The organism is Streptomyces sp. NPDC013457 (assembly GCF_043089925.1).
GTDB lineage: Bacteria > Actinomycetota > Actinomycetes > Streptomycetales > Streptomycetaceae > Streptomyces.
Window position 1 is genome coordinate 1188941 of sequence record NZ_JBICBL010000001.1, and the last position, 25094, is coordinate 1214034.

The window sequence follows — 25094 nt, forward strand, 5'->3', positions numbered from 1 at the left end:
CGGGGGGTGTTGCGTCATGGGGGCGGACACGTGGTGGTTCATCGGCGCGTCCTGCGCACAACTGCTCTGCGCGCTCGTCCTGTTGCGAACGCGCAGCCCGCAGCGGACCGAACTCGCCCCGCAGGCACTGGCGTTGCTCAGGGGCGGACGGCGGGCCGTGGTCGTCGTGGCCCTCGTCGCGCTGCACCAGCGCGGGGCGGTCGCGGCCGGCCGCAAGGGAACGATTCGGGCCAACGGCGGCCCCGGCCGCACCCGTGATCCCGTGCAGCTGGGCGTGCACGGTTCGCTGCGCCGTGCCCTGGGGCTGCGTGTCCTGGCCTCGCAGCCGCGGGCCCGGCGGGCCGTGGACGCTCTACGGGCCGAGCTGGGCCGGGACGGGCTGCTCCGCCCGCAGGGGCGCCTGCTCGTCGCGCGCACGCTGCTCGTGGGCGCGGTGGTCACGGTGATGGCGGGCCTGATCGTCACCGGGCCGTCCGGCGCGGGGCTCGCGCTCGCGCTCACCCTCGGAGCCGTACCGGCCGGTGCCGCGCTCGCCCTGCTCTTCCTGCCGCCGACGACCCGCGCCGCCCGCCGGCTCCTCGCCGGGCTCCGCGAGCGGCACCCGCTGCCCGCGCATCGGCGCGAGGTGACGGACGGCAACCTGGTGCTGCTGTACGTCGCCCTCTACGGTGACCCCGCGCTCGCCCTGTTCCTCCCCCGTTTCTCCCGCGACGGCGGGCTGCTCGGCCGGGGCGGCGGCTCGGACGGCTACGCGACCGGCCGCAGCTGGTTCGGCGGCGGGGACACGGTCGGCGGCACCGGCGGCGAGCCCGGCGGAGGCGGCGGAGGAGGGGGCTCGGACTGAGGTCGCGCGCCATACTCGTCGTATGCGCATCAGAGCGGCCGCACCGGCCGAACTCCCGCTGCTCCAGGACATCGAGCGCGCCGCGGGCGAACCCTTCCGTTCCCTGGGCATGGCGGTCATCGCCGACGACGAGCCCCTGCCGCTGGACGTCCTGGACGCCTACCGCCTGGCCGGCCGCGCCTGGGTGGCCACCGACGAGGCCGACCACCCGGTCGCCTACCTGCTGGCCGACACCGTCGACGGCGCCGCCCACATCGAGCAGGTCTCCGTGCACCCGGACGCCGCCCGCCGGGGCATCGGGCGCGCCCTCATCGAGCACCTCGCCGCGGAGGCGGCCGGGTGGGGTCTCACGGCGCTGACCCTGACGACCTTCACCGAGGTCCCCTGGAACGCCCCGTACTACACCCGTCTCGGCTTCCGTCCGCTCGCCGAGTCCGACCCGGAACTCACCGCCGGCCTGCGCGCCATCCAGCTGGCCGAGGCCGCCCACGGTCTGGCGACCTGGCCGCGGGTCTGCATGCGCCGCGAGCTGGCGGCGGCGCCCGCGTCCCACGCCGTCCCGCCGCCGCAGCGGGCGCCGGCCCCGGAGCGAGCGCCGGAGCGAGCACCCTCCCCGTGACACCGGGGGAAGGCCGCAGGGGCGCCTCCGGCCCGGTGCGCGCCCCTCGCGGCGGCTCCGCCCTCACCCGTACCGCTGCCGCAGCTCCACCTTCCGCACCTTCCCGCTCACCGTCATCGGGAACTCGGCGAGTACCTCCACCCGGCGCGGGATCTTGTAGTGCGCCAGCCGGTCACGGCAGTACGCGGCGATGTCGTCCAGGCTGGGCGGGTCCGCGGGGTCGCGCGGGATCACGCAGGCCAGGATCTCCTCGCCGTAGCGAGGGTCGGGGACACCGACGACCTGGACGTCGGCGATCTTGTCGTACCCGTGGAGGAACTCTTCGATCTCCCTGGGGTACACGTTCTCACCGCCGCGGATGATCATGTCCTTGATCCGGCCGGCGATCCGGACGTAGCCGTCCTCGCGCATCACCGCGAGGTCGCCGGTGTGCATCCAGCGGCCCGGGTCGATCGCCTCGGAGGTCTTGTCCGGCTCGTTCCAGTAGCCGAGCATCACGCTGTAGCCGCGGGTGCACAGCTCGCCCGCCTCCCCGCGCTCCACGGTGAGGCCGGTGGCCGGATCGACGATCTTCACCTCCACGTGCGGCAGGACGCGGCCGACCGTGCCCGTCCGGCGCTCCAGGTCGTCGTCGCGACGCGTCTGGGTGGAGACGGGCGAGGTCTCCGTCATGCCGTAGCAGATGGACACCTCCGCCATGTTCATCTCGGCGACGACCCGCTTCATCACCTCCACGGGACAGGGCGAGCCCGCCATGATGCCCGTGCGCAGGGAGGAGAGGTCGTACGAGGCGAAGTCGGGGAGGCCCAGCTCGGCGATGAACATCGTCGGCACGCCGTACAGCGAGGTGCACCGCTCCTCCTGGACCGCGCGGAGCGTGGCCGCGGGGTCGAAGGACGGAGCGGGGATCACCATGCAGGCGCCGTGCGAGGTCGCCGCCAGGTTTCCCATCACCATGCCGAAGCAGTGGTAGAAGGGCACCGGGATGCAGATCCGGTCCTGCTCCGAGTAGGCGATCATCTCGCCCACGAAGTAGCCGTTGTTGAGGATGTTGTGGTGGGAGAGGGTCGCTCCCTTGGGGAAGCCCGTCGTGCCCGAGGTGTACTGGATGTTGACGGGTTCGTCGCAGGAGAGCGCGGCCGGGCGCAGCTCTCCGGCCGTACGGCTGAGCAGGTCGTCCCAGCCGGCGTCGCCGAAGTAGACGGTCTCCCGCAGCTCCGGGCAGTCGCCCTCGACCTGCTCGACCATCGCCCGGTAGTCGCTCGACTTGTGTGTGAGCGAGGCGAAGAGCATCGAGATCCCCGCCTGCCGGAGCACGTACGCCAACTCATGCGCGCGATAAGCGGGGTTGATGGTGACCATGACGGCGCCGATGCGGGCGGTGGCGTACTGGACGAGCACCCACTCGGCGCAGTTCACCGCCCAGATCCCCACCCGGTCGCCCTTGGCCACCCCGCTGCCGAGCAGCGCGTCCGCCAGCCGCTCGACGTCCGCGCCGAACCGGGCGTACGTCCAGCGGCGTCCGGTCGCCACGTCGACGAGAGCCTCGCGCTCCGGCCAGGTCGCGACCGCCCGGTCGAGGTTCGCGCCGATCGTGTCGCCGAGGAGCGGGATGGGGCTCGCGCCGTGCGCGTAGGAGAGGCTCATGCGAGGTCCCCTTCCGCGTACTCCGTGCCCTCGCCCTTCGCCGTACGCTCGCGCAGCTCGATCCGGCGGATCTTCCCCGAGACCGTCTTCGGCAGCTCGGCGAACTCGATGCGCCGCAGCCGCTTGTACGGGGCGAGCACCGCGCGCGAGTGGGCGAAGAGGGCCCGTGCCGTCTCCTCCCCCGGCTCCCAGCCCTCCGCGAGGACGACGTACGCCTTCGGGACGGCGAGCCGCAGCGGATCGGGGGCCGGGACGACGGCCGCCTCGGCCACCGCCTCGTGCTCCAGGAGCGCGCTCTCCAGCTCGAAGGGGCTGATCTTGTAGTCGCTGGCCTTGAAGACGTCGTCGGCCCGCCCGACATAGGTGATGTACCCCTCGGCGTCGCGGGAGCCGATGTCACCGGTGCGGTAGTAGCCGCCCGCCATCGCCTCGGCCGTGCGCTCGGGGTCGCCGTGGTACCCGGTCATCAGGCCCACCGGGTCGTTCGACAGGTCGAGGCAGATCTCGCCCTCCTCCACGTCCGCCTTCCCGCTCACCGGGTCGACGAGCGTGACCCGGAAGCCGGGGCTCGGACGCCCCATCGAGCCCTCCTTCAGGCGCTGGCCGGGGCTGTTGGAGACCTGGACGGCGGTCTCCGTCTGACCGAAGCCGTCGCGGATCGTGACGCCCCACGCCCGGCGCACGGACTCGATGACCTCGGGGTTGAGCGGCTCGCCGGCCGCGACGACCTCGCGCGGCGGCTGCCTGAGCTGCGTGAGGTCGGCCTGGATGAGCATGCGCCATACGGTCGGCGGAGCACAGAAGCTGGTGACGCCGTTCCGCTCCATCTCGGCCATGAGGCGGGCCGGGTCGAAACGCGTGTAGTTGTGGATGAAGACGGTCGCCTCGGCGTTCCACGGCGCGAACAGATTGGACCAGGCGTGCTTGGCCCAGCCCGGCGAGGAGATGTTCAGGTGCACGTCGCCGGGCTTGAGGCCGATCCAGTACATGGTGGCCAGATGGCCGACGGGGTACGAGGTGTGGGTGTGCTCGACCAGCTTGGGGCGAGCGGTGGTGCCGGAGGTGAAGTACAGCATCAGCGGGTCGTCGGCGCGGGTGACACCCTCGGGTTCGAAGCTCCCGGACTCGTCGTACGCGCCCTCGTACGGAGCCCAGCCCGCGCGCTCGCCCCCGACGACGATCCGGGTGTACTCCCCCGGTACGTCGTCGAACTTGGCGGTGTCCTCGGCGCGCACGATCACATGCCGGGCCCGGCCGCGTTCGACGCGGTCGCGCAGATCGGCGGGGCCGAGGAGCGGTGTGGCGGGGATGACGACGGCCCGCAGCTTCATCGCGGCGAGCGCGGTCTCCCACAGCTCGGCCTGGTTGCCGAGCATGACGATGATCCGGTCCCCGGCCCGAACGCCCTGTGCGCGCAGCCAGTTGGCGGCCCGGTGGGAGCGTACGGACATCTCCGCGAAGCTCAGCCGCGTCTCGGTGCCGTCCTCCTCGACGATGTGCAGCGCGGTCCTGTCGTTGCCCGCCGCGATGACGTCGAACCAGTCGAGGGCCCAGTTGAACCGGTCGGGGCGGGGCCAGGCGAAGCCCTCGTACGCCGTCTCGTAGTCCTCCCGATGCTGGAGCAGGAAGTCGCGGGCTGCCCGGAACCTCTCCGTCGCGGTGGTGGCCGTCATGTGTCCTCCTCGTTGCGGTTCCGGTCACGGACATCGTGTAATCAGTGACCCAGGTCTCACTACCCCCGTTCGGGGGTGAAGGAGTGGTCGCGTGACCGAGCGGATCGAATCGGTGGAGTTGCGGGCGGCGCTGGCGCGGATGCGCCGTACCACCGGCCTCGCCGTCGTCTTCGGCGGTCTGCTGCACGACGGCCGCCGGCTGCGGATCGCGGAGCTGAACGGAGCCCTGACGCCCGCCCTGCGGGGGCTCGCGATCTCGACGGGCAGCGGGCTCGGCGGGAAGTGCCTGGCGCTGTCGCGGCCCTGCGCGGTCGTCGACTATCCGTCGGCGCGGCATATCACGCACGAGTACGACGGTCCGGTCTCGGCGGAGGGGCTCCGCTCGGTGATCGCCGTGCCCGTGGTCGTACGGCGGAAGGTGCGGGGAGTGCTGTACGGCGCGCTGCGGGACGCGCTGCCGCTGGGCGAGCGCGTCCTCGACGCGGCGGTGTCGGCGGCCAGGGACGTGGAGCAGGCGCTGGCGGTACGGGACGAGTTGCGGGAGCGGGCGGCGGGCCCCGGGCTCGGCGGTCACGTCGCGAGGCCCGGTCCCGGGCCGGAGGCCGGGCCGGGGCCCGGGCCGGGCGGGGCGTCGTCGCCGTCGTCGTGGGAGGAGGTCCGCCAGGCGCACGGCGAGCTGCGCGAACTGGCCCCGCGGATCACGGACCCGGAGCTGCGGGCCCGGCTCCTGGCGGTGTGCGGCCGCCTGGAGACGGCCTCGGCGGGCCCGGAGCGTCCGGCGGGCGTGTCGCTGACGCCGCGCGAGCTGGACGTCCTCGCGGCGGTGGCGACGGGGGCGACGAACGCGGTGGCGGCGGAGCGGCTGGGGCTGCGCGCGGAGACGGTGAAGGGCTATCTGCGCTCGACGATGCGGAAGCTGGGGGCGCACACGCGCCTGGAGGCGGTGGTGGCGGCGAGGAGGGCGGGGCTGCTGCCGTAGCGGCTGATCGTGGTCGGGGCGTCTATGCGCCCTCGGCACCCGGCGGGGTTGCCGCCGTAGCGGCTGATCGTGGTCGGGGCGACTATGCGCCCTCGGCACCCGGCGGGGTTGCCGCCATAGCGACCGACGGTCGCCGGGGCGTCTACGCCTACGCGTCCACGACACCGAACTCGACCGCGAACGGAACGCCCTCCACCCCCGCCACTCCGGTACCCGCCATGCGTTCGGCCTCCTCCGTCAGGGCGGCTCGCTGGGCCTTGGTCGTACGGCCGAAGGGCTGGATGGTCGTCGTCGTGCGCTCCTTGGTCTCCTCCAGGCGCCACAGCCCGGCGACGAGGCCGTCGAGGAGGAACACGGAGAAGGCCTGGTTCCCCTTCCAGGTGCGGCTCCTGGCCTCGGCGGAGACGAAGCGCGTCCGGTCGGCGTGGGAGAGGAGGAGGTTGTCGTACTCGGGGAGGAAGCGCGGCGGGGCCGGGGTGTCGGCGTCGGGGCGGGGGGCGTCGGGGAGGTCGAAGAGCTCGACGCCGTGCTCGTCCCGGAAGGTGAGGAGCTGGGGGCGCAGGCGCTCGAAGGCGTCGCGGAGGCGGGTGAGGCCGCACCAGGTCTGCATGTCCTTGACGGAGGCGGGTCCGAAGGCGGCGAGGTAGCGCAGGACGGTCGCGTCGGGGGCGGGGGTGGGTTCGGAGGGGCGGGCGAACCAGTTCTCGGCGGTGGTGAGGCGGACCTGCCCGCTGCGGCGCCAGAGTCCGCGCGGGGTGACCTGGACGAGCGGCAGGAGGCAGCGGGCGGCGACCGAGAGCGACTGGGGGTCGGCGTCGGGCCAGTGGACGAGGAGTGCCTCGCGGATCTCCTTGGGTGTACGGGGCGCCTCCTCGACGAGCTCGCGGGAGAGGGTGGCGAGCCGGTCGAGGTCGACGCCGTCGAGGCCCTTGCGGAACATGGTCAGCTCGCGGTCGCGGGCGGCCTGGACGAGGGGCCGCAGCGTGAGCACGTCGTCGGCGGTGTGGGTGTGGATGGTGGAGCGCATGGTGACGATCCGGGCGACCGCGCGGGACTCCATGAGGTCGGAGAGGTGCTCGGGCCGGAAGCCGGCGAGACGGGCGGCGAGGGCGTGGTACGGCGGCTTGGTGTTCTGCGCCTGGAGGCCGAGGAGGTGGGAGACGGCGTTCTCGGCGGACAGTGCGGCGGGCTCCAGGAGGAGCTGGCGGGCCAGCGTGGCACGGCCCAGGGCACGGGTGGAGAGGACCGGGTTCGTGGGGGTGGAGGCCATAGGGGCACGCTACGCGGACTTGCGGACAGGCATGGTCCGCAATACCGAGGTCCCGCTCGGCGCTCGCGGGCTACCGCCGCCGAGCCGCTCGAATTCGCCCCGTATATCCTTCCTGAGAGCCACCGGCCCCGATCATGCATACGGAGATGGACCCCACGATGTCGGATCGTCGCCCCCGCGCAGCCTGGCGCCGCCAGCCGGAACCGCCGGCGGCGCAGCGCCCGGAGCCGCAGCCGTCCCGACCCGGTTCCGAGCAGGCGGACCAGCCGAGCGTGGTGCAGGCGACTCTGTACCGTGACGGCCGCAAGGTCGCCTCCCCCGCGACGCTGGCCGAGACGTTCCGCCAGCTGCGCGAGCACCCGGACGGCATGGCGTGGATCGGCCTGCACCGCCCGACGGAGGCCGAACTGCACTCGCTGGCGGGCGAGTTCGACCTCCATGAGCTGGCGGTCGAGGACGCGCTCGAGGCGCATCAGCGGCCGAAGCTGGAGCGCTACGGAGACACGCTCTTCGTGGTGCTGCGCGCGGCCCGCTACCTGGACGCCCAGGAGGAGGTCGACTTCGGCGAGCTGCACATCTTCGTGGGCCGGGACTTCGTGATCACGGTCCGCCACGGGGCCGCCCCGGACCTCTCGGCCGTCCGCCACCGCATGGAGGAGGACCCGGACCTCCTGGCTCTGGGCCCGGAGGCGGTCCTGTACGCGATCCTCGACGCGGTCGTGGACGGCTACGCGCCGGTGGTGGCGGGGGTCCAGAACGACATCGACGAGATCGAGACCGAGGTCTTCGGCGGCGACCCGGCGGTCTCGCGCCGCATCTACGAACTCTCGCGGGAGATGGTCGAGTTCCAGCGCGCGACCCGCCCGCTGGTGAGCATGCTGCACGGCCTGATGGCGGGCTTCGCCAAGTACGGCACGGACGAGGAACTCCAGCGCTACCTCCGTGACGTGGCCGACCACGTCACCCACACCAGCGAACGCGTGGACGGCTTCCGCCAGGCCCTGACGGAGATCCTGACGGTGAACGCGACGCTGGTGACACAGCAGCAGAACGCGGAGATGCGGGCGTTGGCGGAGGCGGGCTTCGAGCAGAACGAGGAGATCAAGAAGATCTCCTCGTGGGCCGCCATCCTCTTCGCCCCCACGCTGGTGGGAACGATCTACGGCATGAACTTCGACAACATGCCGGAGCTGCACTGGGCGGGCGGGTATCCGTTCGCGGTGGTGCTGATGGCGGTGGTCTGCACGAGCCTGTACGTGGTCTTCAAGAAGAAGGACTGGCTGTAGACCGCACCTCGAAACCCTTGATCGACCCAACGGTCGCCGACCGAGAGCCGGACGGGCCCCGGCCGGCGACACTCCGACGTCGGCGCGCCCCACCGATGAATCCGTAGATCACTCACATCACCCCCGGGAGAACCCGTGACCGACAGCAAGAACATCAACAACCCCGTGGGCCAGGGCGGCGGCCAGCGCAAGAGGCAGTCCCGCGCCGAACGGCAGAACAACGGTCCGCACCGCAACCTCGACCGCCAGGGCGCCGCGGACAAGAAGGCGGAGCTGGTACGCAAGATGCGCGAGAAGGCCCGCGCAGCCGAGGCGGCCGCCGGGCAGGCGGGCGACGACGCCGCACAGGGCTGACGCACCGCCGCTGCAGGGCGGCACCGCACGAGGCAGGGCCCGGACCGCGACGCGCGGTCCGGGCCCTGCTGCCTGCCCAGGGCGAGGGATCCCGCTCGGCTCTCGGCTGACCACCCGACGCAGGTCGCCGCCCGCCGGGCCCGCAAGCGCGTGGACCAGCGGCTCCCCCGCCGTCAGCCCTGACGGGCAGGACGCAGTTCGCGTTCGAGGGCGGCGAGGGCGAACGCATGCGCCGAGGTGTGCTGCCAGCGGGACCGGCCGAACATCACGTCCTCGGCGAGCCCGCTCAGCATGGCCACGGCCCGGATGGTGAACTCGGGGAGATCCACGTCGGCGAACTGTCCCAGGTCCCGCCCCTCGCGGAGGATGGCCTCCAGGCGCTCGTCCCAGCCGTCCAGCAGCTCGGTGAGGATGCGTCGGCCCGCTTCGTCGTGGCGCTGGGCCAGTACCTGCGTCCACAGCGCGTAGCGTTCGTCGCCCTGGTGGCCGGGCAGGTAGAAGCGGACGAAGAGGTCCAGCTTCTCGGCGGGAGACGCGGCCTGGTCGGTGGCCTGCTGGAACCGGGTCCAGAGGTCCGCCTGACTCCAGGCGAGGACTTCGAGCAGGAGCCGGTCCTTCTTGCCGAAGTGGTAGAGGATGTGCCCGGTGCTCATGCCGGCCCGCTCGGCGATGTCGGACATCCGCAGGGCCGCCGTGCCCTTCTCGGCGATGACGCTGATGGCGGCCTGCATGGCCCTCCCCCGCGCCTCGTCCCCGCTGGACTGACGTTTCCTCTCGATCGGGACCCGGGCCTCGGGCCGCGAGGCCGCGCCGGTCCTGGTGCCCGTCGGCCCGGTCACGCCTCGCGGCCGGAGGAGGCGGTCGGGCAGCCCGGGTCCGGTCTCTGACGTTGGCATGAGCTCGCTTTCGGTTCCGAAATCCAGGCCCCAAGTCTAGGTTCCGAAAATCTAGACTGTTAGTCTAGACTGAAAATCTAGTCAATGTGATGGGGAGTGTGACGGCCGGCTGTACCTGGCCGCCCTGACGGCCAGCGGCCCACCTGCCCTGCTCACCACCCGGGAGAGATCCACATGCCGCGCGGATTCGATGTCGTGGAGACCTGTATCGCCGACCTGCGCGCAGCGCTGGAGAAGGGCGAGACGACCGCGGTCGGACTGCTCGACGCCTACCTCGCGCGGATCGACGCGTACGACCGGCCCGGTACGGCCACCGCTCTGAACGCGATGGTCGTGATGAACCCGCGCGCCCGGGCGGAGGCGGAGGCCTCCGACGCCCGCCGCGCGCGCGGCGAGACCCTGGGCCCGCTGGACGGCATCCCGTACACCGCCAAGGACAGCTACCTCGCCGAGGGGCTCACGGCCGCGTCCGGCTCCCCGGCGTTCGAGCACCTCGTCGCCCAGCACGACGCCTTCGCCATCGAGCGCCTGCGCGCCGGCGGCGCGATCCTGATCGGCCTGACCAACATGCCGCCGATGGCGAACGGCGGGATGCAGCGCGGCGTGTACGGCCGCGCGGAGAGCCCGTACAGCGCCGACTGGCTCACCAGCGCCTACGGCTCCGGCTCCTCCAACGGCTCCGGCACGGCGACGGCGGCCTCCTTCGGCGCGTTCGGCCTCGGCGAGGAGACCTGGTCCTCGGGCCGTGCCCCCGCCTCCAACAACGCGCTGTGCGCCTACACCCCCAGCCGCGGCGTGATCTCGGTCCGTGGCAACTGGCCGCTCGTGCCGACCATGGACGTCGTGGTCCCGCACACCCGCACCATGGCCGACCTGCTCGAGGTGCTCGACGTCGTCGTCGCCGACGACCCGCACACCCGCGGGGACCTGTGGCGCGCACAGCCGTGGGTGGCACTGCCCTCGCCGTCCCAGATACGCCCCGCCTCCTACCCGGCCCTCACCCCCGCCGACGCCCGGGCCGCATGCGACGCGCTCGCCGGCAAGCGGGTCGGCGTGCCCCGGATGTACATCAACGCCGACCCCGACGCCGGAACGAACCCCGACGGAGGCATCGGCGGCCAGACCGGACAGCGCATCGACACCCGCCCCTCGGTGATCACCCTGTGGGAAGCCGCCCGCCGCGACCTCGAGGCCGCCGGCGCCGAGGTCGTCGAGGTCGACTTCCCCGTGGTGTCCCACTACGAGTCCGACCGCCCCGGGGCGCCCTCGCTGCTCACCCGCGGACTGGTCAGCCGCGAGTACCTCACCTTCGAGATCGAGGACCTGTCCGCCTGGGCCTGGGACGACTTCCTGCGCGCCAACGGCGACCCGGCGCTCTCCACCCTGGCCGACGTCGACGGCGACCGCATCTGGCCCAAGCAGGAGGGCGAACTGCCCGACCGGTACGACGGCTTCGACGACACGATCGGCGACTACCCCCGCTTCGTGCGCGAGCGCCCGTACGCGTCCCTCGCCGACATGCCGCTCCTCGAGCAGGGGCTGCGCGGACTGGAGGAGACGCGCCGCGTCGACCTGGAGCTGTGGATGGACGGACTGGGCCTGGACGCGGTGGTCTTCCCCGCGGTGGCCGACGTGGGCCCCGCGGACATGGACGTCGACGCGGCGTCCGCCGACCTCGGCTGGCGCAACGGCGTCTGGGTCGCCAACGGCAACCTGGTCCCCCGCCACCTCGGCATCCCGACCGTCACCGTGCCCATGGGCACCATGACGGACACCGGCATGCCCGTCGGGCTGACCTTCGCGGGCCGCGCCTACGACGACAACGCCCTGCTGGCCCTCGCCGCGGCCTTCGAGAAGACCGGCGACCGGCGCACGGCGCCGCCGCGCACGCCGCGCCTGACCGCGCAGTTGACCTGACGCGCCGAGGAGGGGGCGTGGCCTGGGGCCACGCCCTCGCCGGAGGGCGTGACGTCCCTGCCGTACGCTGGCCGGGCAGCTGGTTCGCCCCGTCCGCCAGGCGGGATGCGTCGTAAGAGGGAACCCGGTGGGAATCCGGGACTGCCCCGCAGCGGTGAGCGGGAACGACCGCCGTCATGAGCACTGGGTCCGGGACGGGCCTGGGAAGCGACGGTCAGTAGGAGTCCTCCGCGAGGAGGGCGTGCCCGCGAGTCCGAAGACCTGCCGGCTGCCCGCGCGCCGTGTCCCCGGCGCGGGGAACTGCCCTGCCGCGACTCGCGAAGGAGAGTTGACGTGGCCGATCGCACCGTCACCAGCCCTGCCCGTACGAAGACCCCGGACGACTCCCGGGTGGTCCTCGCTCACATCATGAGCGACCACGACACCAATCTGTACGGCACCATCCACGGCGGCGTGATGATGAAGCTCATCGACGACGCCGCCGCGGCCGCCGCCGGGCGGCATGCCGACGGGCCCGCCGTCACCGTGTCCGTCGACCGGATGACCTTCCTCGCGCCGGTACGGGCCGGGGACCTGCTCAGCGTGGAAGCCGGACTGGAACGCGCGGGCCGGACGTCCATGACCGTCGGCGTCCGCGTCACGGCCGAGCGCTGGAACAGCTCCGGCCCCACCACCGAGGTCGCCACCGGACTCCTCACCTTCGTCGCGATCGATGCCGACGGGACCCCGCGCCCCGTGCCCGCGCTCGACGCGGAGCTCCCCGGCCGGTCCTGACGCGCGGCGCCGCGGTCGCCTGTCCGGTCGTGGTCGTGGGTCCGCTCCGGTCGGTTCACGTCGGTCGGGCGCCAGGGCCGGACGGGTCGAAGTCGCTTCGCTACGGGTGCAGTTCGAACACCAGGTGCGGGGAGAGGGCGCGCAGGAAGTCGGCGGCGTCGAAGATCTCGCCCGCGGCGGCGACGCCGACGGTGCGGGTGCGGCCGGTGAGCACGCGTTCGAGGGCTTCGACGACGAGGGGCGCCGTGACGGCGTAGATGTCCTGTCCGTGGGCCACCGCGCGGCGCTCGGCGCCGCCGAGCCGTACGACCGCGTCGACGAGGAAGGTCTGGTCGGACCGCCCGCTCTCGTCGGCGGCGGCCGGCGCCGGTGTGCCGGGGGCCGCGATGTCCTGGACGGCGTTGGCCGTCATGTAGGTCGTGACCTCCGGGACGGAGAGGTGGGTGGGCACGGTCACGACGTCGGCCATCGTGAACTCCCCGATCACGGGCCGGGGGCCCATCGGCTGCGGGAAGGGCCAGGTGAGGGTGGGCGGGGCGTCGGTGCGGTACTCCCACTGACCGCCGGTGTAGCGCAGGCGTCGCTCACCGCGCCGCTCCCGGGAGACCGCGCCCGAGAGCCGCGTCCCCGCGGTGGGGTGCCAGCTGCTCAGGCCGTAGGCGATGTGCACCTCGTCGGCCTCGCTCCAGTCGCTCATGGCGGCGGTGGCGAGCAGGTCGCCGAGGCCGCCGAAGAAGGCCATCGCGGGAACGACCACCGCGCCGGCGTCGCGCGCCCGGTCGGCGTAGTGGGCGAAGGTGTCGATGTTGGCCTCCAGCTCGGCGGCCACGTCCAGGTACGGGATGCCGGCCCGGAGGGCCGCCTCGATCACGGGGGCGGTCGTCGAGGCGAAGGGCCCGGCGCAGTTGACGACGGCGGCCGTACCGGCCAGCGCGCGGTCGAGCGATTCCGGGTCGTCCACCGTCGCGGGGCGTGCGTCCAGACCGGACTCGTCCGCCAGCGTCTTGAGCCTGCCCGTGTCACGGCCGGACAGCACGGGGACGAAGCCCCGCTCCACCAGCTCCGCCACCACGAAACGACCTGTGTGCCCGTACGCGCCGAACACCGCCACCAGCTGCCCCGATCCCATGAACCCGCTCCTCCGCGCCGAGTGCCGTGCCGCGGATCCGTGTGATCCGCCGCGCTCCGTCATGAGGATCCTTGCGCGGAGCGGGCCTTCACACGAGTGTCTGGAACGACATGACCCGTACACTTCCGGACGTGACCACCGTTGCCCTGGCCCTCACCGACGGCATGCTCCACTTCGAACTGTCCCTGGCGATCGAGGTCTTCGGTGCCGATCTGACCCACATCGTCGACCCCTGGTACGACGTCGCGCTCTGCGGACCGAGCGCCGTCCGGGTCGGCCGGTTCCGGCTGGATCCCGACCACGGGCTCGACCACCTCACGCGAGCCGACACCGTGATCGTCCCCGGCTGGGCCGACGTCGACCAGGACCCGCCGGCCGAGCTGGTCGACGCCGTGCGAGCGGCCCACGAGGCGGGCGCCCGTGTGGCCTCACTGTGCACGGGCGCCTTCGTCCTCGCCGCCGCCGGCCTCCTGGACGACCGGGTCGCGACCACGCACTGGGCGCACACCGAGGAGCTGATCAGACGCCACCCCCAGGTCACGGTGGATCCCGACGTCCTCTACGTGGACAACGGCAGCGTGCTCACCTCCGCAGGCAAGGCCGCCGCCATGGACCTGTGTCTGCACCTGGTACGCCTCGACCACGGCTCGGCCGTCGCCAACACGATCGCCCGGCGCCTGGTCGTCCCTCCGCACCGTGACGGGGGCCAGGCCCAGTTCGTGACCACTCCCGTACCCGCCCCCGGCAACCACCCGCTGGCCGGCCTGCTCCCCTGGGTGCTGCAGCGCCTCGACCGGGCACTCACCGTGGAGGACCTGGCCCGTCAGGCCGGGATGAGCTCGCGGCACCTGGGCCGCCATTTCAAAGCGGTCACCGGCACCACTCCCCTGCAGTGGCTGCTCACGCAACGCATCCGGCATGCGCAGGAGTTGCTGGAGACCACCGACGACACCGTCGACACGATCGCGACGGCGACCGGCATGGGTACCGCCACCACCCTGCGCCGCCATTTCGCCCGGACGGTCGGCGTCCCGCCGGACACCTACCGCCGCACGTTCCGCACCCGGACCCGCGACGCCCGACGGCAGATCCGCAACTCATAGCCAGGAGTGAGCCCCGCCGTCGCCGCGGTGACGTGCCGTCAGTACTCTTCCCGGACAGCCACGCCGTACCGAACCCAGCCACGGAGACAGCTTGTCCGTCCGGATCACCGCCCTGACCGACCCCGAAGAGTCCTCCTCCAGCCGCCGTCTGGCCTGGCTGGCCTCGGAGGCCGACGGCCGACCCGTCGGGTCCGCCTTCCTCCGCCTGTTCACCAGGGAGGGCCAGCGTCATCTCGCCGAGCTCGACCTTCAGATCCATCCTGCCGAGCGGCGCAGGCAGGCCGGCTCCCAACTGCTCGCGGCGGCCGTGGCGGCAGCCCGTGCGGACGGCCGGCGCAGCGTCGTCGCCCAGGCCGAGGACGGCACTTCCGGCCAGGCCTTCCTGGCTGCCCGTGGGTTCCGGGTCGCCCTGACCCTGACGTACGCCCGGCTCGCCCTGGCCGACGCGGACCTCCCCGCCCTGACCTCGATCGCCGAAGCCCCGCACGCGGGCTACCGGTTGACGGCCTGGGAAGGGATGGTGCCGGACGAGCTCGCCGACACCTACGTGGCGTCGCGCCGGGCGATGGACGACATGCCGATGGGCGCCGTCGACTACGGCACGGTGGTCTGGGACGCCGAACGGATGCGGGCGGCGGCCGCGGCCGTCGCGGCGCGCGGGGAGATCCTGCACACCGTCGCCGCCGTCGACCGGTCGGACGGTTCCGTCGTCGGCTTCACCGAACTCGTGGTCCCCGGCAGCGGAACCGGGGACGCCCAGCACTACGGCACGGCCGTCCTGCCCGGCCACCGGGGCCACGGCCTGGCCCGCTGGATGAAGGCCGCCGCGATCCTCCAAGCCCGCGAGCGCCACCCCGGACTCGGCGGCCTGCTCACCGACACCGCCGACAACAACCCGTACATGCGGCACGTCAACGACGGGCTCGGCTACCTGCCGACGCACGTGGCGTACGAGTTCCAACTCGATCTGTAGCGGTCGTCGTCGGCTCCGGGCCGGAGGGGGCGCCGCACCGCTCCGGCCCGGGCAGCTCAGCGTGCGGACGCTCCGACCGCCCTGCGGTGCCTGATGTTCACGGCCGAGGCCTTGGCCACCGCCAAGGGATTCAGGAACCGCAGAGGGCCGATCAGGCGGTTGGCGAACAGGTGCATGTGCCGCGCCACCGACTCGTCGCGCGCCGCCGCCGCGAACATCAGCCGCTCCACGGGGTTGAAAGGTCGGGCCCTGGCGAAGTCGGCACCGAGGTACTGGTGACCGCGGAGCCGGCGTCCGTGCCGACGGGCGTACACGGCGAGCGCCTTGTCGAGGTCCGCCCGGCCGGCGGCGGCCAGGGCGACCGCCTCGGCCAGCCACTGCGCGGACTGCAGGGCCCAGCCGCATCCCACGCCCCACAGCGGATCGCCGGTCAGGGCGGCGTCGCCGATGAGCGCGAGGCCCGGCGCGGTCGGCTTCCGGCTGTGGAGCGGGTAGTCGACCAGGCCGATGAACTTCGAGACACGCTCGGCGGAGTCGATGGGCGGTGCCTCGGGCAGGGCTCGTACGAAGTCGAGGAAGCTGCCCTCCAGGTCCTCCCGGAAGGCCGGCAGCCGCTTCTTGTCCGGGAGCACGGCCAGGACCGTCACCCCGTCGTCGTTCGGGAACGCGTACGCCATGTCGGGTTCGAGGAACCACGTCTGACCGATCCCGTCGTGCAGCGGAAGGTCGCGGAAGTGCGCGAGGTAGCCGAAGCGCGCGTTCTCGTGCTCCCGTTCGGGCACGCCGGCGAACTTCGCCACGGCCGAGTCCTTGCCGTCGGCGCCCACGACGAGGCGGGCCCTGATCTCGCGCTCGCCCTCCGTCGTCGTCGCGCGCACCCCCACGGTCCGCCCGGCCTCCATGACGAGCCCGGTCACGCGGTGGCCGAGGAGCAGGTCGACGCCGGGGGTCTCGGCGGCGTTCGACCTGATCAGCGGATCGAGGACACTGCGCCGGATGTTGTACGCGTACGGCAGCTCGGGGCCCGCGGGCGCGGCCGTCGGCCGGATCCAGCCCCAGCGGGTGTACCAGCGGGCCTCGTTGCGGACGGCTCCCGCCTTCTCCAGGGCGGGGACCAGGCCGAGTTCGTCCAGTACCGGGTAGGCGCAGGCGGTGACGGAGTGGGTGCACAGCACCTTGTACGCCTCGGGGTCCGAGCGGCGTTCCAGCAGCGCGACGCGGGCGCCGCGCCGGGCCAGCAGGGTCGCCGCCGCGCTGCCGGCGAGGCTGGCTCCGCTGATGACGACGTCGTAGTCGTGTCCCGCGCTCTCAGGCCTGGTCATGCGCCGATCGCCCCCTTCGGGTATGTCCGTTCGTGGGAGTGGTACAGCGCCCCCGCTGTCAGGCGCATGACCAAGTGTAGGGAACCGCGTCTCGACCGAGGCGTGTTCAGGCCGCGGCCGCACCTGATACCGCCGATCGGCGGTCAGGCGGTGCCCGGACCGCCTCGGTGGCCGCCGCTGGGACTCCGCCAGCCAGGCCAGCAGGCGGCCCTGCGACCAGCAGCGTCCGACGGCCTCGGCGCGCAGGGTCGCCCCGTCGAACAGCGCCAGGCCGAGGATGCTGTGGCCCGATGCGCGGCGATCGCCGAGCGTGGGGATCGCGGGCGCGACGCCGGGGCGCGCCCGGCGGCAGGACCACACCTCTCCCGTACTGTCCCTGACCGACCGCTAGGCGTCGGCCGGGGCCCCCGAACGGATCGCCTACGATCGGCCGCGTGTGCGCTGACGTGATGGTTGCAGAGGACGACGAGAAGCAGGCCGAGCTGGTCAGGCGCTATCTCGAACGCGAAGGGCACTCGGTCACCGTCGTGGCCGACGGGCGGGCGGCGTTGGACCGGGTCCGGGAGCGGGAGCCCGACCTGCTGGTCCTCGACGTGATGATGCCGCGCACCGACGGCCTCGACGTCGTACGGGTGCTGCGCGGCGAGGCCAGGGAGCTGCCCGTGCTGATGCTCACGGCCCGCTCCACCGAGGACGACCTGCTGCTCGGGCTCGACCTCGGCGCGGACGACTACATGACCAAGCCGTACAGCCCGCGCGAGCTGATGGCGCGGGTACGGACCCTGCTGCGCCGCACCGGCCGGGCCGGGGTGCCCGTCGCCGACGACGGGCGGGTGCTGTCCGTGGGCGCGCTGCGGGTCGACCCCGACCGGCACGAGGTGACCGTCGGCGGTTCGCCCGTGGAGTGCACGCCCGGTGAGTTCCGGATCATCGCCGCCATGGCCGCCGAGCCCGACCGGGTCTTCACACGGCCGCGGCTCCTGGAGGAGCTGCACGGCTTCGACCGGTACGTCAGCGACCGCACCGTGGACATGCACATCATGAACCTGCGCAGGAAGCTGGAGACCGAGCCTCGCACGCCGGCCCGTCTGCTCACCGTCTTCGGTGTCGGCTACAAGCTGACCGACCCCGCGAAGGGCGCACCGCGTGCGTCGTCGTGACCGCGGGGCGCGCGCACGGCTGCCCCTGCGCAAGAGTCTGCTCGGGCGCTTCCTCGGGGTCTTCGCCCTGGTCGCGGCGTGCTCGGTCGCGGCGACGGCGTGGCTGGCCTCCCAGACCACCTCGGGGGCGCTGAAGCAGGAGCAGGGCCAGGCCCTGGCCGACGACGCCCGTATCTACGACGCGCTGCTCGGGTACGCGGCGACCCACCCCCGTTGGGACGGAGTGGACCGGGAGGTGGAGGAACTGGCGGCGCGGTTCGGGCGCCGCATCGCCGTCACCACCCACGACCGCGGGCCCCTCGCCGACTCGGCCGGGGGCGCGGGACCGCAGCTGCCCGCCCGGCCGTCGGCCGTCGTCGATCCGCTCTCCGTGGACAGCGCGCTCTCCGGCGCCGTGAAGGCGGGGCAGGGCGATGCCACGTCGTCGACCGACCGGATCGACGCGCGGGCCGTCGGCCCCTTCCGGCTGCCGTCTTCGGAACGCCGTGAGCTGCGCGCCAGAGCGGACCGCCTGGTGGCCTGTCTGCACCGGCTCGGTGAGAACGCAGTCGTGACGGACGGCCCGTCAGGGCGCCCCCGTATCACCCGCTCCGCCGCCTCCAGCGGCCTCCTGGCGCCGGACGAGTGCTCCACCACCGGTTTCGACACCCCCACGGCGACCGAGGCCAAGGCCCTCGAAGCCCTGACCAAGCTCGCCAACGCCTGCCTGAGCCGCCAGGACCGTCCGGCCGTCGCCCTGAACGCGGATCTGACCTGGCAGGACCGACCACGCCGGCCGGCCGCCCCTTCGGAGGTGCCGATGCCGGTTCCCGCGCCGAGCGCGATCGACCGGTCGGCCGACGAGGCGATCGGCTCGTGCGTGAACACGGCACGGCGGGAGCAGCTGAGTTCGTACGTCGCCCGGCCCGCGCTGCTCTTCATCGGCGATCCCGACAAGGGCAGCGTTCCCGGCTTCGACCTCTCCGCCGCGAGCACGGCCCGTATCGCGGGCGCCGCGGCGCTCGTCCTCGCGCTCACCATCGGCGTCTCGGTCGTCATGGGCCGCCGGCTGGCCCGCCCGCTGCGTGCGCTGACCGGCGCGGCCCAGCGGTTGAAGGAGGGCGGCGAGGCCACCCCCATCGCGGTCCCCGCCGACCACGAGATCGGGCGACTCGCCGCCGCCTTCAACGAACTGACGGAACATCGGGCCCGGCTCGAAGCCCAGCGCAAGGCGATGGTCAGCGACGTCGCCCATGAGCTGCGTACGCCGCTGAGCAACATCCGGGGCTGGCTGGAAGCCGCGCAGGACGGGGTGGCCGACACCGATCCGGCCCTGATCGCCTCGCTCCTGGAGGAGGCCGTCCAGCTTCAGCACATCATCGACGACCTGCAGGATCTCGCGCAGGCGGACGCCGGTGCGCTACGGCTGCACCGGGAGCCGGTCGACGTGGCGGAGCTCCTCGGCCAGGTCGCCGCCGCCCACCAGGCGGAGGCCGAGCGCGCGGGTGTCAGCCTGGCCGTCGAGGTGCCCGAGCCGACGCCCGCGCTGACCGCGGACCCCGTACGGCTGCGGCAGGTCATCGGCAACCTGGTCTCGAACGCGGTCCGCCACACCCCGCGCGGCGGTCGCGTCGATCTGCGCGCGTACGGATCGGGCGGGGCGGTCGGCGCGGGCGGCGAGTCCGGGCGTGGGGGGCGCGACGGGGCGGTGGCGGAGGTCGTCGTGGAGGTCACCGACACGGGGAGGGGGATCGCAGCCGGCGATCTGCCGTACGTGTTCGACCGGTTCTGGCGTGCGGAGAGGTCACGCAGCCGGCGTACCGGCGGCAGCGGTCTGGGCCTGGCGATCGTCCGCAAACTCACCGAGGCCCACGGCGGTTCGGCGACCGCCGCCTCGACGGAGGGCGTCGGCTCGACGTTCACGCTGCGTCTTCCGCCGGGTGTGCGGGAGGACGCGGGCCGCGCCGCGAAGGTCTGACGGCAAAGCCACAGGCGTCTGACAGCTTTCTGACATGTTGCGGTGAGCATGGCGGTCACCGGGCGCCCGAGCGGATCGAGGCGAGGGCGCCGGCCGTTTCCGTACCGAAGGGGAGCCACAGCCATGCCGTCCCACCGCAGCCCGTCCCGGCGCCGTCGCAGTCTGCGCGCCGCAGCCTTCACCACCGTCGTGATCGGCGGGGTGCTCCTGCCCTCGACGTCGGCGTTCGCCGACGACAGGCCGTCCGCGGCGCCGTCGGAGCCGGGCGCCGTCCCGTCGGCGAGCGCCTCGGAGACCCCCCGCGACTCCGGCTCCGCCACTCCGCGCCCCGTCCCGGACCGCACCTCGGGCGAGGTGGCGGCGCCGCGCGGCGGTGTCGCCGCAGGTGAGCGCGCGGACGGCCGGCCGCGCCCCGTCGCGGACCGCGCCCCCGGTGAGGTGGCGGCGCCGCGCGGCGGTGTCGCCGCCGGTGAGCGCCCCGCCGGCCAGGAGGCCGGGAACCCGGCCACCGCCGTCGCCGGTGCGGCCGTCGGTGCGGTGCTCCTCGCGGGCGCCGGTGCCACTCTCGTACTGCGCCGCCGGGGCGCCGCCCACCGCAACGACTGACGACCGACACGTCGTGGTGCCGTCGGCGACGGCGGCACCACGGCTCGGCGCCACGGGAGCCCCCATGACCCGCACCACCGGCCGACGAGCACCGGCCCGGCGGACGTTCGTCCGGCCGCTGCTGCTCTGCGCCGTCCTGACCTCGACCGTGGGAGCCTGCGCGACCGACGACGCCCGAAGTGCTTCCCCGGCGGCGACCGCCTCACACGCCCCCGACCGCGAGGCCGGGCCCAGGGAGCCGACGGACCCGCCCCGGACGACCGCGACCAAGGCCGTCCCGGTCCGCGTGTCCGTCCCGTCCCTCGGCATCGACAGCGAGCTGATGGGGCTCGGCCTCAACCAGGACGGCACGGTCCAAGTACCCCCGCCTGACAAGGGGATGACGGCCGGCTGGTACACCGGGAACGCCCGTCCGGGAGAGACAGGTGCCGCGGTGATCATCGGCCACAACGACACCCGCTTCGGCCGGGCCGTCTTCCACGACCTCAAGCGGATACGCGAGGGCGCGACCGTCGACGTACGCGACAGCCGGGGCGGCACCGTCCGCTTCACCGTCAGCGGGACCGAGACCGTCGACAAGGACGCCTTTCCGACGAGGAAGGTCTACGGCACCACCCGCGAGCGCGCGCTGCGGCTGATCACGTGCGACGGCGCGTTCGACGCGGCCGGCCACCCCGTGGACAACCTGATCGTCTACGCCGTCGCACCCTGACCTGACACGGGGCTACGCGACCGGCTGCTGCTGGGTGACGCAGTGGATGCTGCCGCCTCCCGCCCCGAGCCGGTCGATGTTCAGCTGCTCGATCACACGGTCCGGGTAGAGGCGTGCCAGCGTCGCCCGGGCCGCCTGGTCCGCGCGGGTGTCGCCGAAGTGGGCGCTGATGAACTCCCCCCGGACTCCCGGTCCCGCTCGGCCGACCAGGCCCGCTCCGTGCTCGGCAAGGCGACCGACGCCCGGGGCCGGCGCTTCGAGATCGTCGACCTGCCGCAGCCCGACCTCGACAGGATCACCGGCGAGGGCGACGACTTCGTCTCCACCTACGCCGACTTCTCCATCGCCCACGACTCGGTCTTCATGCCCAGGTTCGGCGACCGGAAGGCCGACGCGCGCGCCAAGGCCATTCTCCAGGAGCAGTTCCCCGACCGGGACGTCGTCATGGTGCGGATCGACACCATCGCCTCCGGTGGTGGCGGCATCCACTGCACCACCCGCGACCAGCCCGGAAAGCCCGCCGCCTGACCGGGGCGCCGGGGGAGCGCCGCCTTCCACGCTTCCCGACGCCTGAACGCCCCGGACCCGGTCCGCGTGTCAGTGGCCGGCGAGTTCGCCGGTCAGTCGGTTGTGGAGGTCCGCGCTCGGGGCGTTCAGGCCCGTGATCTCCACGGTCTTGCCCCGCTGTGCGTACTTCGCCTCGACCGTGTCGAGGACGGCGACGGACGAGGCGTCCCAGACGTGGGCCGCGGAGAGGTCGACGACGATCCTGTCCGGGTCGCCGGCGTAGTCGAAGCGCCCGACGAGTTCGTTGGCGGAGGCGAAGAACAGCTCTCCCGCCACCCGGTAGACCACCGTCGTGCCGTCGGGGTCCTTCACGGCGGTGACGTCGGCGTGGTGGGCCACCCGCCTGGCGAAGATCACCATCGCGGTGACCGAGCCGGCGACCACTCCGACGGCGAGGTTGTGGGTGACGACGACGCACACCCCGGTGATCACCATGACGGCGATCTCCCCGAGCGGCATCCGCCGGAGGGTCTTCGGCGCGACGGAGTGCCAGTCGAAGGTCGCGAAGCAGACCATGATCATGACGGCCACCAGCGCCGCCATGGGGATGTCGGAGACGACCGGGCCGAAGACGATGCACAGCACCATCAGGAACACACCGGCGAGGAACGTGGAGAGCCGGGTACGGGCGCCCGAGACCTTCACGTTGACCATCGTCTGGCCGATCATGGCGCAGCCGCCCATGCCGCCGAAGAAGCCGGTGACGATGTTGGCGATGCCCTGGCCGATCGACTCGCGCTTCTTGCTGGAGTGGGTGTCGGTGATGTCGTCGACGAGCTTGGCCGTCATCAGCGACTCCATCAGGCCGACGAGTGCCATGGCGAAGGCGTACGGAGCGACGAGGACGAGGGTGTCCGTCGTGAACGGCACGTCGGGCAGGCCCGGGACCGGCAGCGAGGACGGCAGGGCTCCCTTGTCGCCGACGGTCGGCACGGCGATCCCGGCGGCGATCGTGACGGCCGTCAGGACGGCGATGGAGACGAGCGGGGCCGGGACCACCTTCGTGATCTTCGGGAAGAACACCATCATGAGCAGACCGGCGGCGACGAGCGGGTAGACGGCCCAGGGCACGTCACGCAGCTCGGGCACCTGGGCCATGAAGACCAGGATGGAGAGCGAGTTGACGAAGCCGACCATCACCGAACGCGGGATGAACCGCATCAGCTTCGCCACACCGAGCAGGCCGAGGACCACCTGGAACACCCCGGCGAGGATGACGGCGGCGATCAGGTAGCCGAGGCCGTGCTCGCGGTTGAGCGGGGCGATGACGAGCGCGACGGCTCCGGTCGCCGCGGAGATCATCGCCCTGCGGCCGCCGAAGATCGCGATGGTCACGGCCATCGTGAAGGAGGCGAAGAGGCCGATGGCCGGGTCGACGCCGGCGATGATCGAGAAGGCGATCGCCTCGGGGATGAGCGCGAGGCCGACGACAAGACCGGCCAGCACCTCCGTACGCCAGACCTTCGGGTCGGTCAGCCATGCCGGACGCAGGGCGCGCGACCACCTGGCCGGGGACACAGCGGATGAGGACAAGGGAACAGACACCTGTCGTGCTCGGGCACGCCCGCGCGACGGGGGCGGAACGTGCGTGACGTGCGGGGGGACGCGGAAATGCCGGGGCACCCCCGCGGTCGGGCCGCGCGTGGCGGACCGGAAGTCGGTGAGGGGGTACGGAGCCGGCGTGGCGGAGAGGCCGGACGGCTCAGATCCCGGGGCGGAGCGTCACGGCGGGCAGAGGGCGGCGGTCGGCGTCAGTGGCTCGCGCACGCTCTCTCCAGCGGGAAGTCGGACTCGGCGGGGACGGTTCGGTGCGCCGTCACGACCGGCGATTCTACCGGGCGGCCCACGGCTGCCCCGGACGACCAGGGGCGGGGGGCTCGCAGGGACGGGGCGGTGAAGCCGGGCACGGGCTGTCGACGGACGGCGGGGACGCCCAGGACGGGACCGTGAAGCCGGGCCCGGGGTGTCGACGGGCCCGGGGGTCCCGGACGGTGGAGCCGGGCCCGGAAGCCAGCGGACCGGCCGGGGCGACTTGGCCGGGACCGGACACCGGAACCGGCCGGACAGGATCGGACACCGGGGCCGGCCGTCAGGGGGCCGGACGGGACCGGACACCGGGGCCGGCCGTCAGGGGGCCGGACGGGACCGGACACCGGAACCGGCCGTCACGGGCCGGGCGGGCCCGTCCACGGGGTCAGCCGGCGATGCGCCGCGCGGGCGTGGACGAGCCGGGCGATGACGGTCCCGGTGCTCGCCGCGATGAGGAGGCAGGCCATGCGCCCGAGGTCGTAGGCGGCCTCCCAGGTGAGCTGCCCGACGGGAGCGGTGGCGAAGACGTTCAGGATGAGCCAGCAGAGCAGGGCGGTGCCCGGGGCGGCGGCGAGCCGCGCTCCCGTGCTGACGGCGGCCACGGCGACGGAGAGCGCCACGAGGTCGAGAATCGGGTCCCCGTGTCCGTCGAGGAAGTTGAAGGCGATGACCAGGCCGAAGGCCAGGACCGCCGACACGGCCCAGATCGAGGAGGTCGCGGCCGGGTCCGGGACAGGGCGCGTACGGGAGCGGATCCGCATCCATTCGATCATGCAGCGCCTCCTTCACGCACCGCCCCTCCGTCGGGGCCCTGAGGAATGATGCACCCCGTCGGGAGGTACGCGGCATGCCGGTTCGTCCGGGGCCCCGCTCGCGCAACTGGGCGCCCACGGCGCTCTCTTCGCGACCGGATCGGGCGGAACCCCCGTGTCGATAAGGTGACTTCCGGAGGCGGATCGTGTTCGCTCCCATTTCCGGCGAATGCGAACAGAAAGGGAGATCTTCCATGCCCGTTCCCCGAATGAGCAACACCCCGCTCCCCGGAATCGGGGTCCGCTACGACCTCACCACCCGCGAACACCGTCGACTTTCGGTCATCGCCCACCGCGACGGCAGCCGGACGCTGAACGCCTACCGCAGGGACGACCCGGACGAGTGCGCGCTCTCGGCCAGGCTGACCGCCGGGGAGGCGGAGGCGCTGATCGACGCGCTGATGCCGTCCCACCACAGTCCCAATCTGCTCTCCACCACGGATCTGGGGCTGGTCGCCGAGCGAATAGAACTGTCGGCGCACTCCCAGTGGAACGGGCGCGTCCTGGGCGAGACCCGGATGCGCACCGAGACCGGGGCGTCCGTCGTCGCCGTCCTGCGCCGGGCCGGTGCGATCCCCTCCCCCGCGCCGGACTTCCGTCTCGCGGGCGGGGACACGCTCATCGTGATCGGCACCCGCGAGGGTGTCGAGGCGGCCGCCGCGATCCTCGGCCAGGAGTGAACGCC

23 protein-coding genes, 1 pseudogene and 1 riboswitch are annotated in these 25094 nt (G+C 73.0%); of the genes and pseudogenes, 15 read left to right on the plus strand and 9 right to left on the minus strand.

The genetic code is table 11. The annotated features are described in order from the left end of the window. Positions 1 to 16: 16 nt before the first annotated feature. Entirely contained in the window at positions 17 to 844 is an 828-nt protein-coding gene (locus tag ACF1G2_RS05400) for a TIGR04222 domain-containing membrane protein (RefSeq protein WP_391796959.1), read from the plus strand. A 22-nt stretch (positions 845 to 866) separates the two neighbouring features. Beyond that, positions 867 to 1463, plus strand: coding sequence for a GNAT family N-acetyltransferase (locus tag ACF1G2_RS05405; protein ID WP_391796960.1), 597 nt, complete (start codon positions 867 to 869; stop codon positions 1461 to 1463). A 63-nt stretch (positions 1464 to 1526) separates the two neighbouring features. On the opposite strand, the gene ACF1G2_RS05410 is transcribed toward ACF1G2_RS05405, so the two are convergent. Next, a complete protein-coding gene (locus ACF1G2_RS05410; protein WP_391796961.1) occupies positions 1527 to 3110 on the minus strand; it encodes an AMP-binding protein in 1584 nt (527 codons plus the stop codon). Then, on the minus strand, positions 3107 to 4783 hold the full coding sequence (locus tag ACF1G2_RS05415; protein ID WP_391796962.1) for an AMP-binding protein: 1677 nt from the start codon (positions 4781 to 4783) through the stop codon (positions 3107 to 3109). The genes ACF1G2_RS05410 and ACF1G2_RS05415 overlap by 4 nt, the downstream gene beginning before the upstream one ends. Positions 4784 to 4874: 91 nt before the next feature. Between ACF1G2_RS05415 and ACF1G2_RS05420 the strand changes: the two genes are divergently transcribed. Next, positions 4875 to 5762, plus strand: coding sequence for a LuxR C-terminal-related transcriptional regulator (locus ACF1G2_RS05420; protein ID WP_391796963.1), 888 nt, complete (start codon positions 4875 to 4877; stop codon positions 5760 to 5762). 148 nt (positions 5763 to 5910) lie between these two features. On the opposite strand, the gene ACF1G2_RS05425 is transcribed toward ACF1G2_RS05420, so the two are convergent. Beyond that, positions 5911 to 7032: a winged helix DNA-binding domain-containing protein gene (locus ACF1G2_RS05425; RefSeq protein WP_391796964.1), complete on the minus strand. Its 1122-nt coding sequence runs from the start codon at positions 7030 to 7032 to the stop codon at positions 5911 to 5913. 158 nt (positions 7033 to 7190) lie between these two features. Between ACF1G2_RS05425 and ACF1G2_RS05430 the strand changes: the two genes are divergently transcribed. Both ACF1G2_RS05430 and ACF1G2_RS05435 read left to right on the plus strand, forming a co-directional pair. Further along, positions 7191 to 8318, plus strand: coding sequence for a magnesium and cobalt transport protein CorA (locus ACF1G2_RS05430; RefSeq protein ID WP_391796965.1), 1128 nt, complete (start codon positions 7191 to 7193; stop codon positions 8316 to 8318). Between the two features lie 135 nt (positions 8319 to 8453). After that, positions 8454 to 8672, plus strand: coding sequence for a DUF6243 family protein (locus ACF1G2_RS05435; protein ID WP_391796966.1), 219 nt, complete (start codon positions 8454 to 8456; stop codon positions 8670 to 8672). Between the two features lie 173 nt (positions 8673 to 8845). Here ACF1G2_RS05435 and ACF1G2_RS05440 read toward each other — a convergent pair whose 3' ends face one another. After that, positions 8846 to 9403: a TetR/AcrR family transcriptional regulator gene (locus ACF1G2_RS05440; protein ID WP_391796967.1), complete on the minus strand. Its 558-nt coding sequence runs from the start codon at positions 9401 to 9403 to the stop codon at positions 8846 to 8848. 339 nt (positions 9404 to 9742) lie between these two features. Here ACF1G2_RS05440 and ACF1G2_RS05445 point away from each other — a divergent pair, with 339 nt between their 5' ends. Together ACF1G2_RS05445 and ACF1G2_RS05450 are read left to right on the plus strand one after the other, a co-directional pair. Beyond that, entirely contained in the window at positions 9743 to 11485 is a 1743-nt protein-coding gene (locus ACF1G2_RS05445) for an amidase (RefSeq protein ID WP_391796968.1), read from the plus strand. Between the two features lie 63 nt (positions 11486 to 11548). After that, a riboswitch (cobalamin riboswitch) is annotated at positions 11549 to 11769 on the plus strand. 49 nt (positions 11770 to 11818) lie between these two features. Further along, the gene (locus tag ACF1G2_RS05450; protein ID WP_391796969.1) at positions 11819 to 12259 is read left to right on the plus strand and encodes an acyl-CoA thioesterase; all 441 of its coding nucleotides are present in this window, start codon (positions 11819 to 11821) and stop codon (positions 12257 to 12259) included. 100 nt (positions 12260 to 12359) lie between these two features. Here the strand turns inward: ACF1G2_RS05450 and ACF1G2_RS05455 are convergent, their stop codons facing one another. Continuing rightward, positions 12360 to 13388: a saccharopine dehydrogenase family protein gene (locus tag ACF1G2_RS05455; protein ID WP_391796970.1), complete on the minus strand. Its 1029-nt coding sequence runs from the start codon at positions 13386 to 13388 to the stop codon at positions 12360 to 12362. Between the two features lie 131 nt (positions 13389 to 13519). Here ACF1G2_RS05455 and ACF1G2_RS05460 point away from each other — a divergent pair, with 131 nt between their 5' ends. Continuing rightward, positions 13520 to 14491, plus strand: a complete 972-nt coding sequence (locus ACF1G2_RS05460) for a helix-turn-helix domain-containing protein (RefSeq protein ID WP_391796971.1) — start codon at positions 13520 to 13522, stop codon at positions 14489 to 14491. A 91-nt stretch (positions 14492 to 14582) separates the two neighbouring features. After that, positions 14583 to 15464, plus strand: a complete 882-nt coding sequence (locus tag ACF1G2_RS05465; RefSeq protein WP_391796972.1) for a GNAT family N-acetyltransferase — start codon at positions 14583 to 14585, stop codon at positions 15462 to 15464. Positions 15465 to 15520: 56 nt separating this feature from the next. On the opposite strand, the gene ACF1G2_RS05470 is transcribed toward ACF1G2_RS05465, so the two are convergent. Next, positions 15521 to 16786: an NAD(P)/FAD-dependent oxidoreductase gene (locus ACF1G2_RS05470; RefSeq protein ID WP_391796973.1), complete on the minus strand. Its 1266-nt coding sequence runs from the start codon at positions 16784 to 16786 to the stop codon at positions 15521 to 15523. A gap of 449 nt (positions 16787 to 17235) precedes the next feature. On the opposite strand from ACF1G2_RS05470, the gene ACF1G2_RS05475 reads away from it, so the two are divergent. The 4 genes from ACF1G2_RS05475 (at position 17236) to ACF1G2_RS05490 (ending at position 21221) form a co-directional block, all read left to right on the plus strand. After that, positions 17236 to 17946, plus strand: coding sequence for a response regulator transcription factor (locus tag ACF1G2_RS05475; RefSeq protein WP_391797049.1), 711 nt, complete (start codon positions 17236 to 17238; stop codon positions 17944 to 17946). Next, a complete protein-coding gene (locus ACF1G2_RS05480; protein WP_391796974.1) occupies positions 17933 to 19903 on the plus strand; it encodes a sensor histidine kinase in 1971 nt (656 codons plus the stop codon). The genes ACF1G2_RS05475 and ACF1G2_RS05480 overlap by 14 nt, the downstream gene beginning before the upstream one ends. Positions 19904 to 20026: 123 nt before the next feature. Continuing rightward, on the plus strand, positions 20027 to 20509 hold the full coding sequence (locus ACF1G2_RS05485; protein WP_391796975.1) for a hypothetical protein: 483 nt from the start codon (positions 20027 to 20029) through the stop codon (positions 20507 to 20509). Positions 20510 to 20573: 64 nt separating this feature from the next. After that, entirely contained in the window at positions 20574 to 21221 is a 648-nt protein-coding gene (locus ACF1G2_RS05490; protein ID WP_391796976.1) for a class F sortase, read from the plus strand. A gap of 12 nt (positions 21222 to 21233) precedes the next feature. On the opposite strand, the gene ACF1G2_RS05495 is transcribed toward ACF1G2_RS05490, so the two are convergent. Continuing rightward, entirely contained in the window at positions 21234 to 21500 is a 267-nt protein-coding gene (locus ACF1G2_RS05495) for an agmatine deiminase family protein (protein WP_391797050.1), read from the minus strand. Between ACF1G2_RS05495 and ACF1G2_RS05500 the strand changes: the two are divergent. Then, positions 21399 to 21749 (plus strand): annotated as a pseudogene (locus ACF1G2_RS05500) (agmatine deiminase family protein); the annotation flags it as partial. The gene ACF1G2_RS05495 and the pseudogene ACF1G2_RS05500 sit on opposite strands and share 102 nt — an antisense overlap. Positions 21750 to 21818: 69 nt before the next feature. Here the strand turns inward: ACF1G2_RS05500 and ACF1G2_RS05505 are convergent. After that, positions 21819 to 23306 (minus strand): SulP family inorganic anion transporter, encoded by a 1488-nt coding sequence (locus ACF1G2_RS05505; protein WP_391796977.1) that lies wholly within the window; start codon positions 23304 to 23306, stop codon positions 21819 to 21821. A gap of 647 nt (positions 23307 to 23953) precedes the next feature. Then, positions 23954 to 24370 (minus strand): hypothetical protein, encoded by a 417-nt coding sequence (locus ACF1G2_RS05510; RefSeq protein ID WP_391796978.1) that lies wholly within the window; start codon positions 24368 to 24370, stop codon positions 23954 to 23956. 233 nt (positions 24371 to 24603) lie between these two features. Between ACF1G2_RS05510 and ACF1G2_RS05515 the strand changes: the two genes are divergently transcribed. Next, positions 24604 to 25089: a cation:proton antiporter regulatory subunit gene (locus ACF1G2_RS05515; protein WP_391796979.1), complete on the plus strand. Its 486-nt coding sequence runs from the start codon at positions 24604 to 24606 to the stop codon at positions 25087 to 25089. The last annotated feature ends 5 nt before the right edge of the window (positions 25090 to 25094 follow it).

Excerpts from the sequence above, each read along its gene's own strand:
- ACF1G2_RS05470 (WP_391796973.1), bottom strand. The coding sequence starts at position 16,786 with ATGACCAGGCCTGAGAGCGCGGGACACGACTACGACGTCGTCATCAGC.
- ACF1G2_RS05440 (WP_391796967.1), bottom strand. The coding sequence starts at position 9,403 with ATGCAGGCCGCCATCAGCGTCATCGCCGAGAAGGGCACGGCGGCCCTG.
- ACF1G2_RS05430 (WP_391796965.1), top strand. The coding sequence starts at position 7,191 with ATGTCGGATCGTCGCCCCCGCGCAGCCTGGCGCCGCCAGCCGGAACCG.
- ACF1G2_RS05410 (WP_391796961.1), bottom strand. The coding sequence starts at position 3,110 with ATGAGCCTCTCCTACGCGCACGGCGCGAGCCCCATCCCGCTCCTCGGC.
- ACF1G2_RS05475 (WP_391797049.1), top strand. The coding sequence starts at position 17,236 with ATGGTTGCAGAGGACGACGAGAAGCAGGCCGAGCTGGTCAGGCGCTAT.
- ACF1G2_RS05445 (WP_391796968.1), top strand. The coding sequence starts at position 9,743 with ATGCCGCGCGGATTCGATGTCGTGGAGACCTGTATCGCCGACCTGCGC.
- ACF1G2_RS05405 (WP_391796960.1), top strand. The coding sequence starts at position 867 with ATGCGCATCAGAGCGGCCGCACCGGCCGAACTCCCGCTGCTCCAGGAC.
- ACF1G2_RS05415 (WP_391796962.1), bottom strand. The coding sequence starts at position 4,783 with ATGACGGCCACCACCGCGACGGAGAGGTTCCGGGCAGCCCGCGACTTC.
- ACF1G2_RS05510 (WP_391796978.1), bottom strand. The coding sequence starts at position 24,370 with ATGATCGAATGGATGCGGATCCGCTCCCGTACGCGCCCTGTCCCGGAC.
- ACF1G2_RS05400 (WP_391796959.1), top strand. The coding sequence starts at position 17 with ATGGGGGCGGACACGTGGTGGTTCATCGGCGCGTCCTGCGCACAACTG.
- ACF1G2_RS05455 (WP_391796970.1), bottom strand. The coding sequence starts at position 13,388 with ATGGGATCGGGGCAGCTGGTGGCGGTGTTCGGCGCGTACGGGCACACA.
- ACF1G2_RS05425 (WP_391796964.1), bottom strand. The coding sequence starts at position 7,032 with ATGGCCTCCACCCCCACGAACCCGGTCCTCTCCACCCGTGCCCTGGGC.
- ACF1G2_RS05485 (WP_391796975.1), top strand. The coding sequence starts at position 20,027 with ATGCCGTCCCACCGCAGCCCGTCCCGGCGCCGTCGCAGTCTGCGCGCC.
- ACF1G2_RS05490 (WP_391796976.1), top strand. The coding sequence starts at position 20,574 with ATGACCCGCACCACCGGCCGACGAGCACCGGCCCGGCGGACGTTCGTC.
- ACF1G2_RS05515 (WP_391796979.1), top strand. The coding sequence starts at position 24,604 with ATGCCCGTTCCCCGAATGAGCAACACCCCGCTCCCCGGAATCGGGGTC.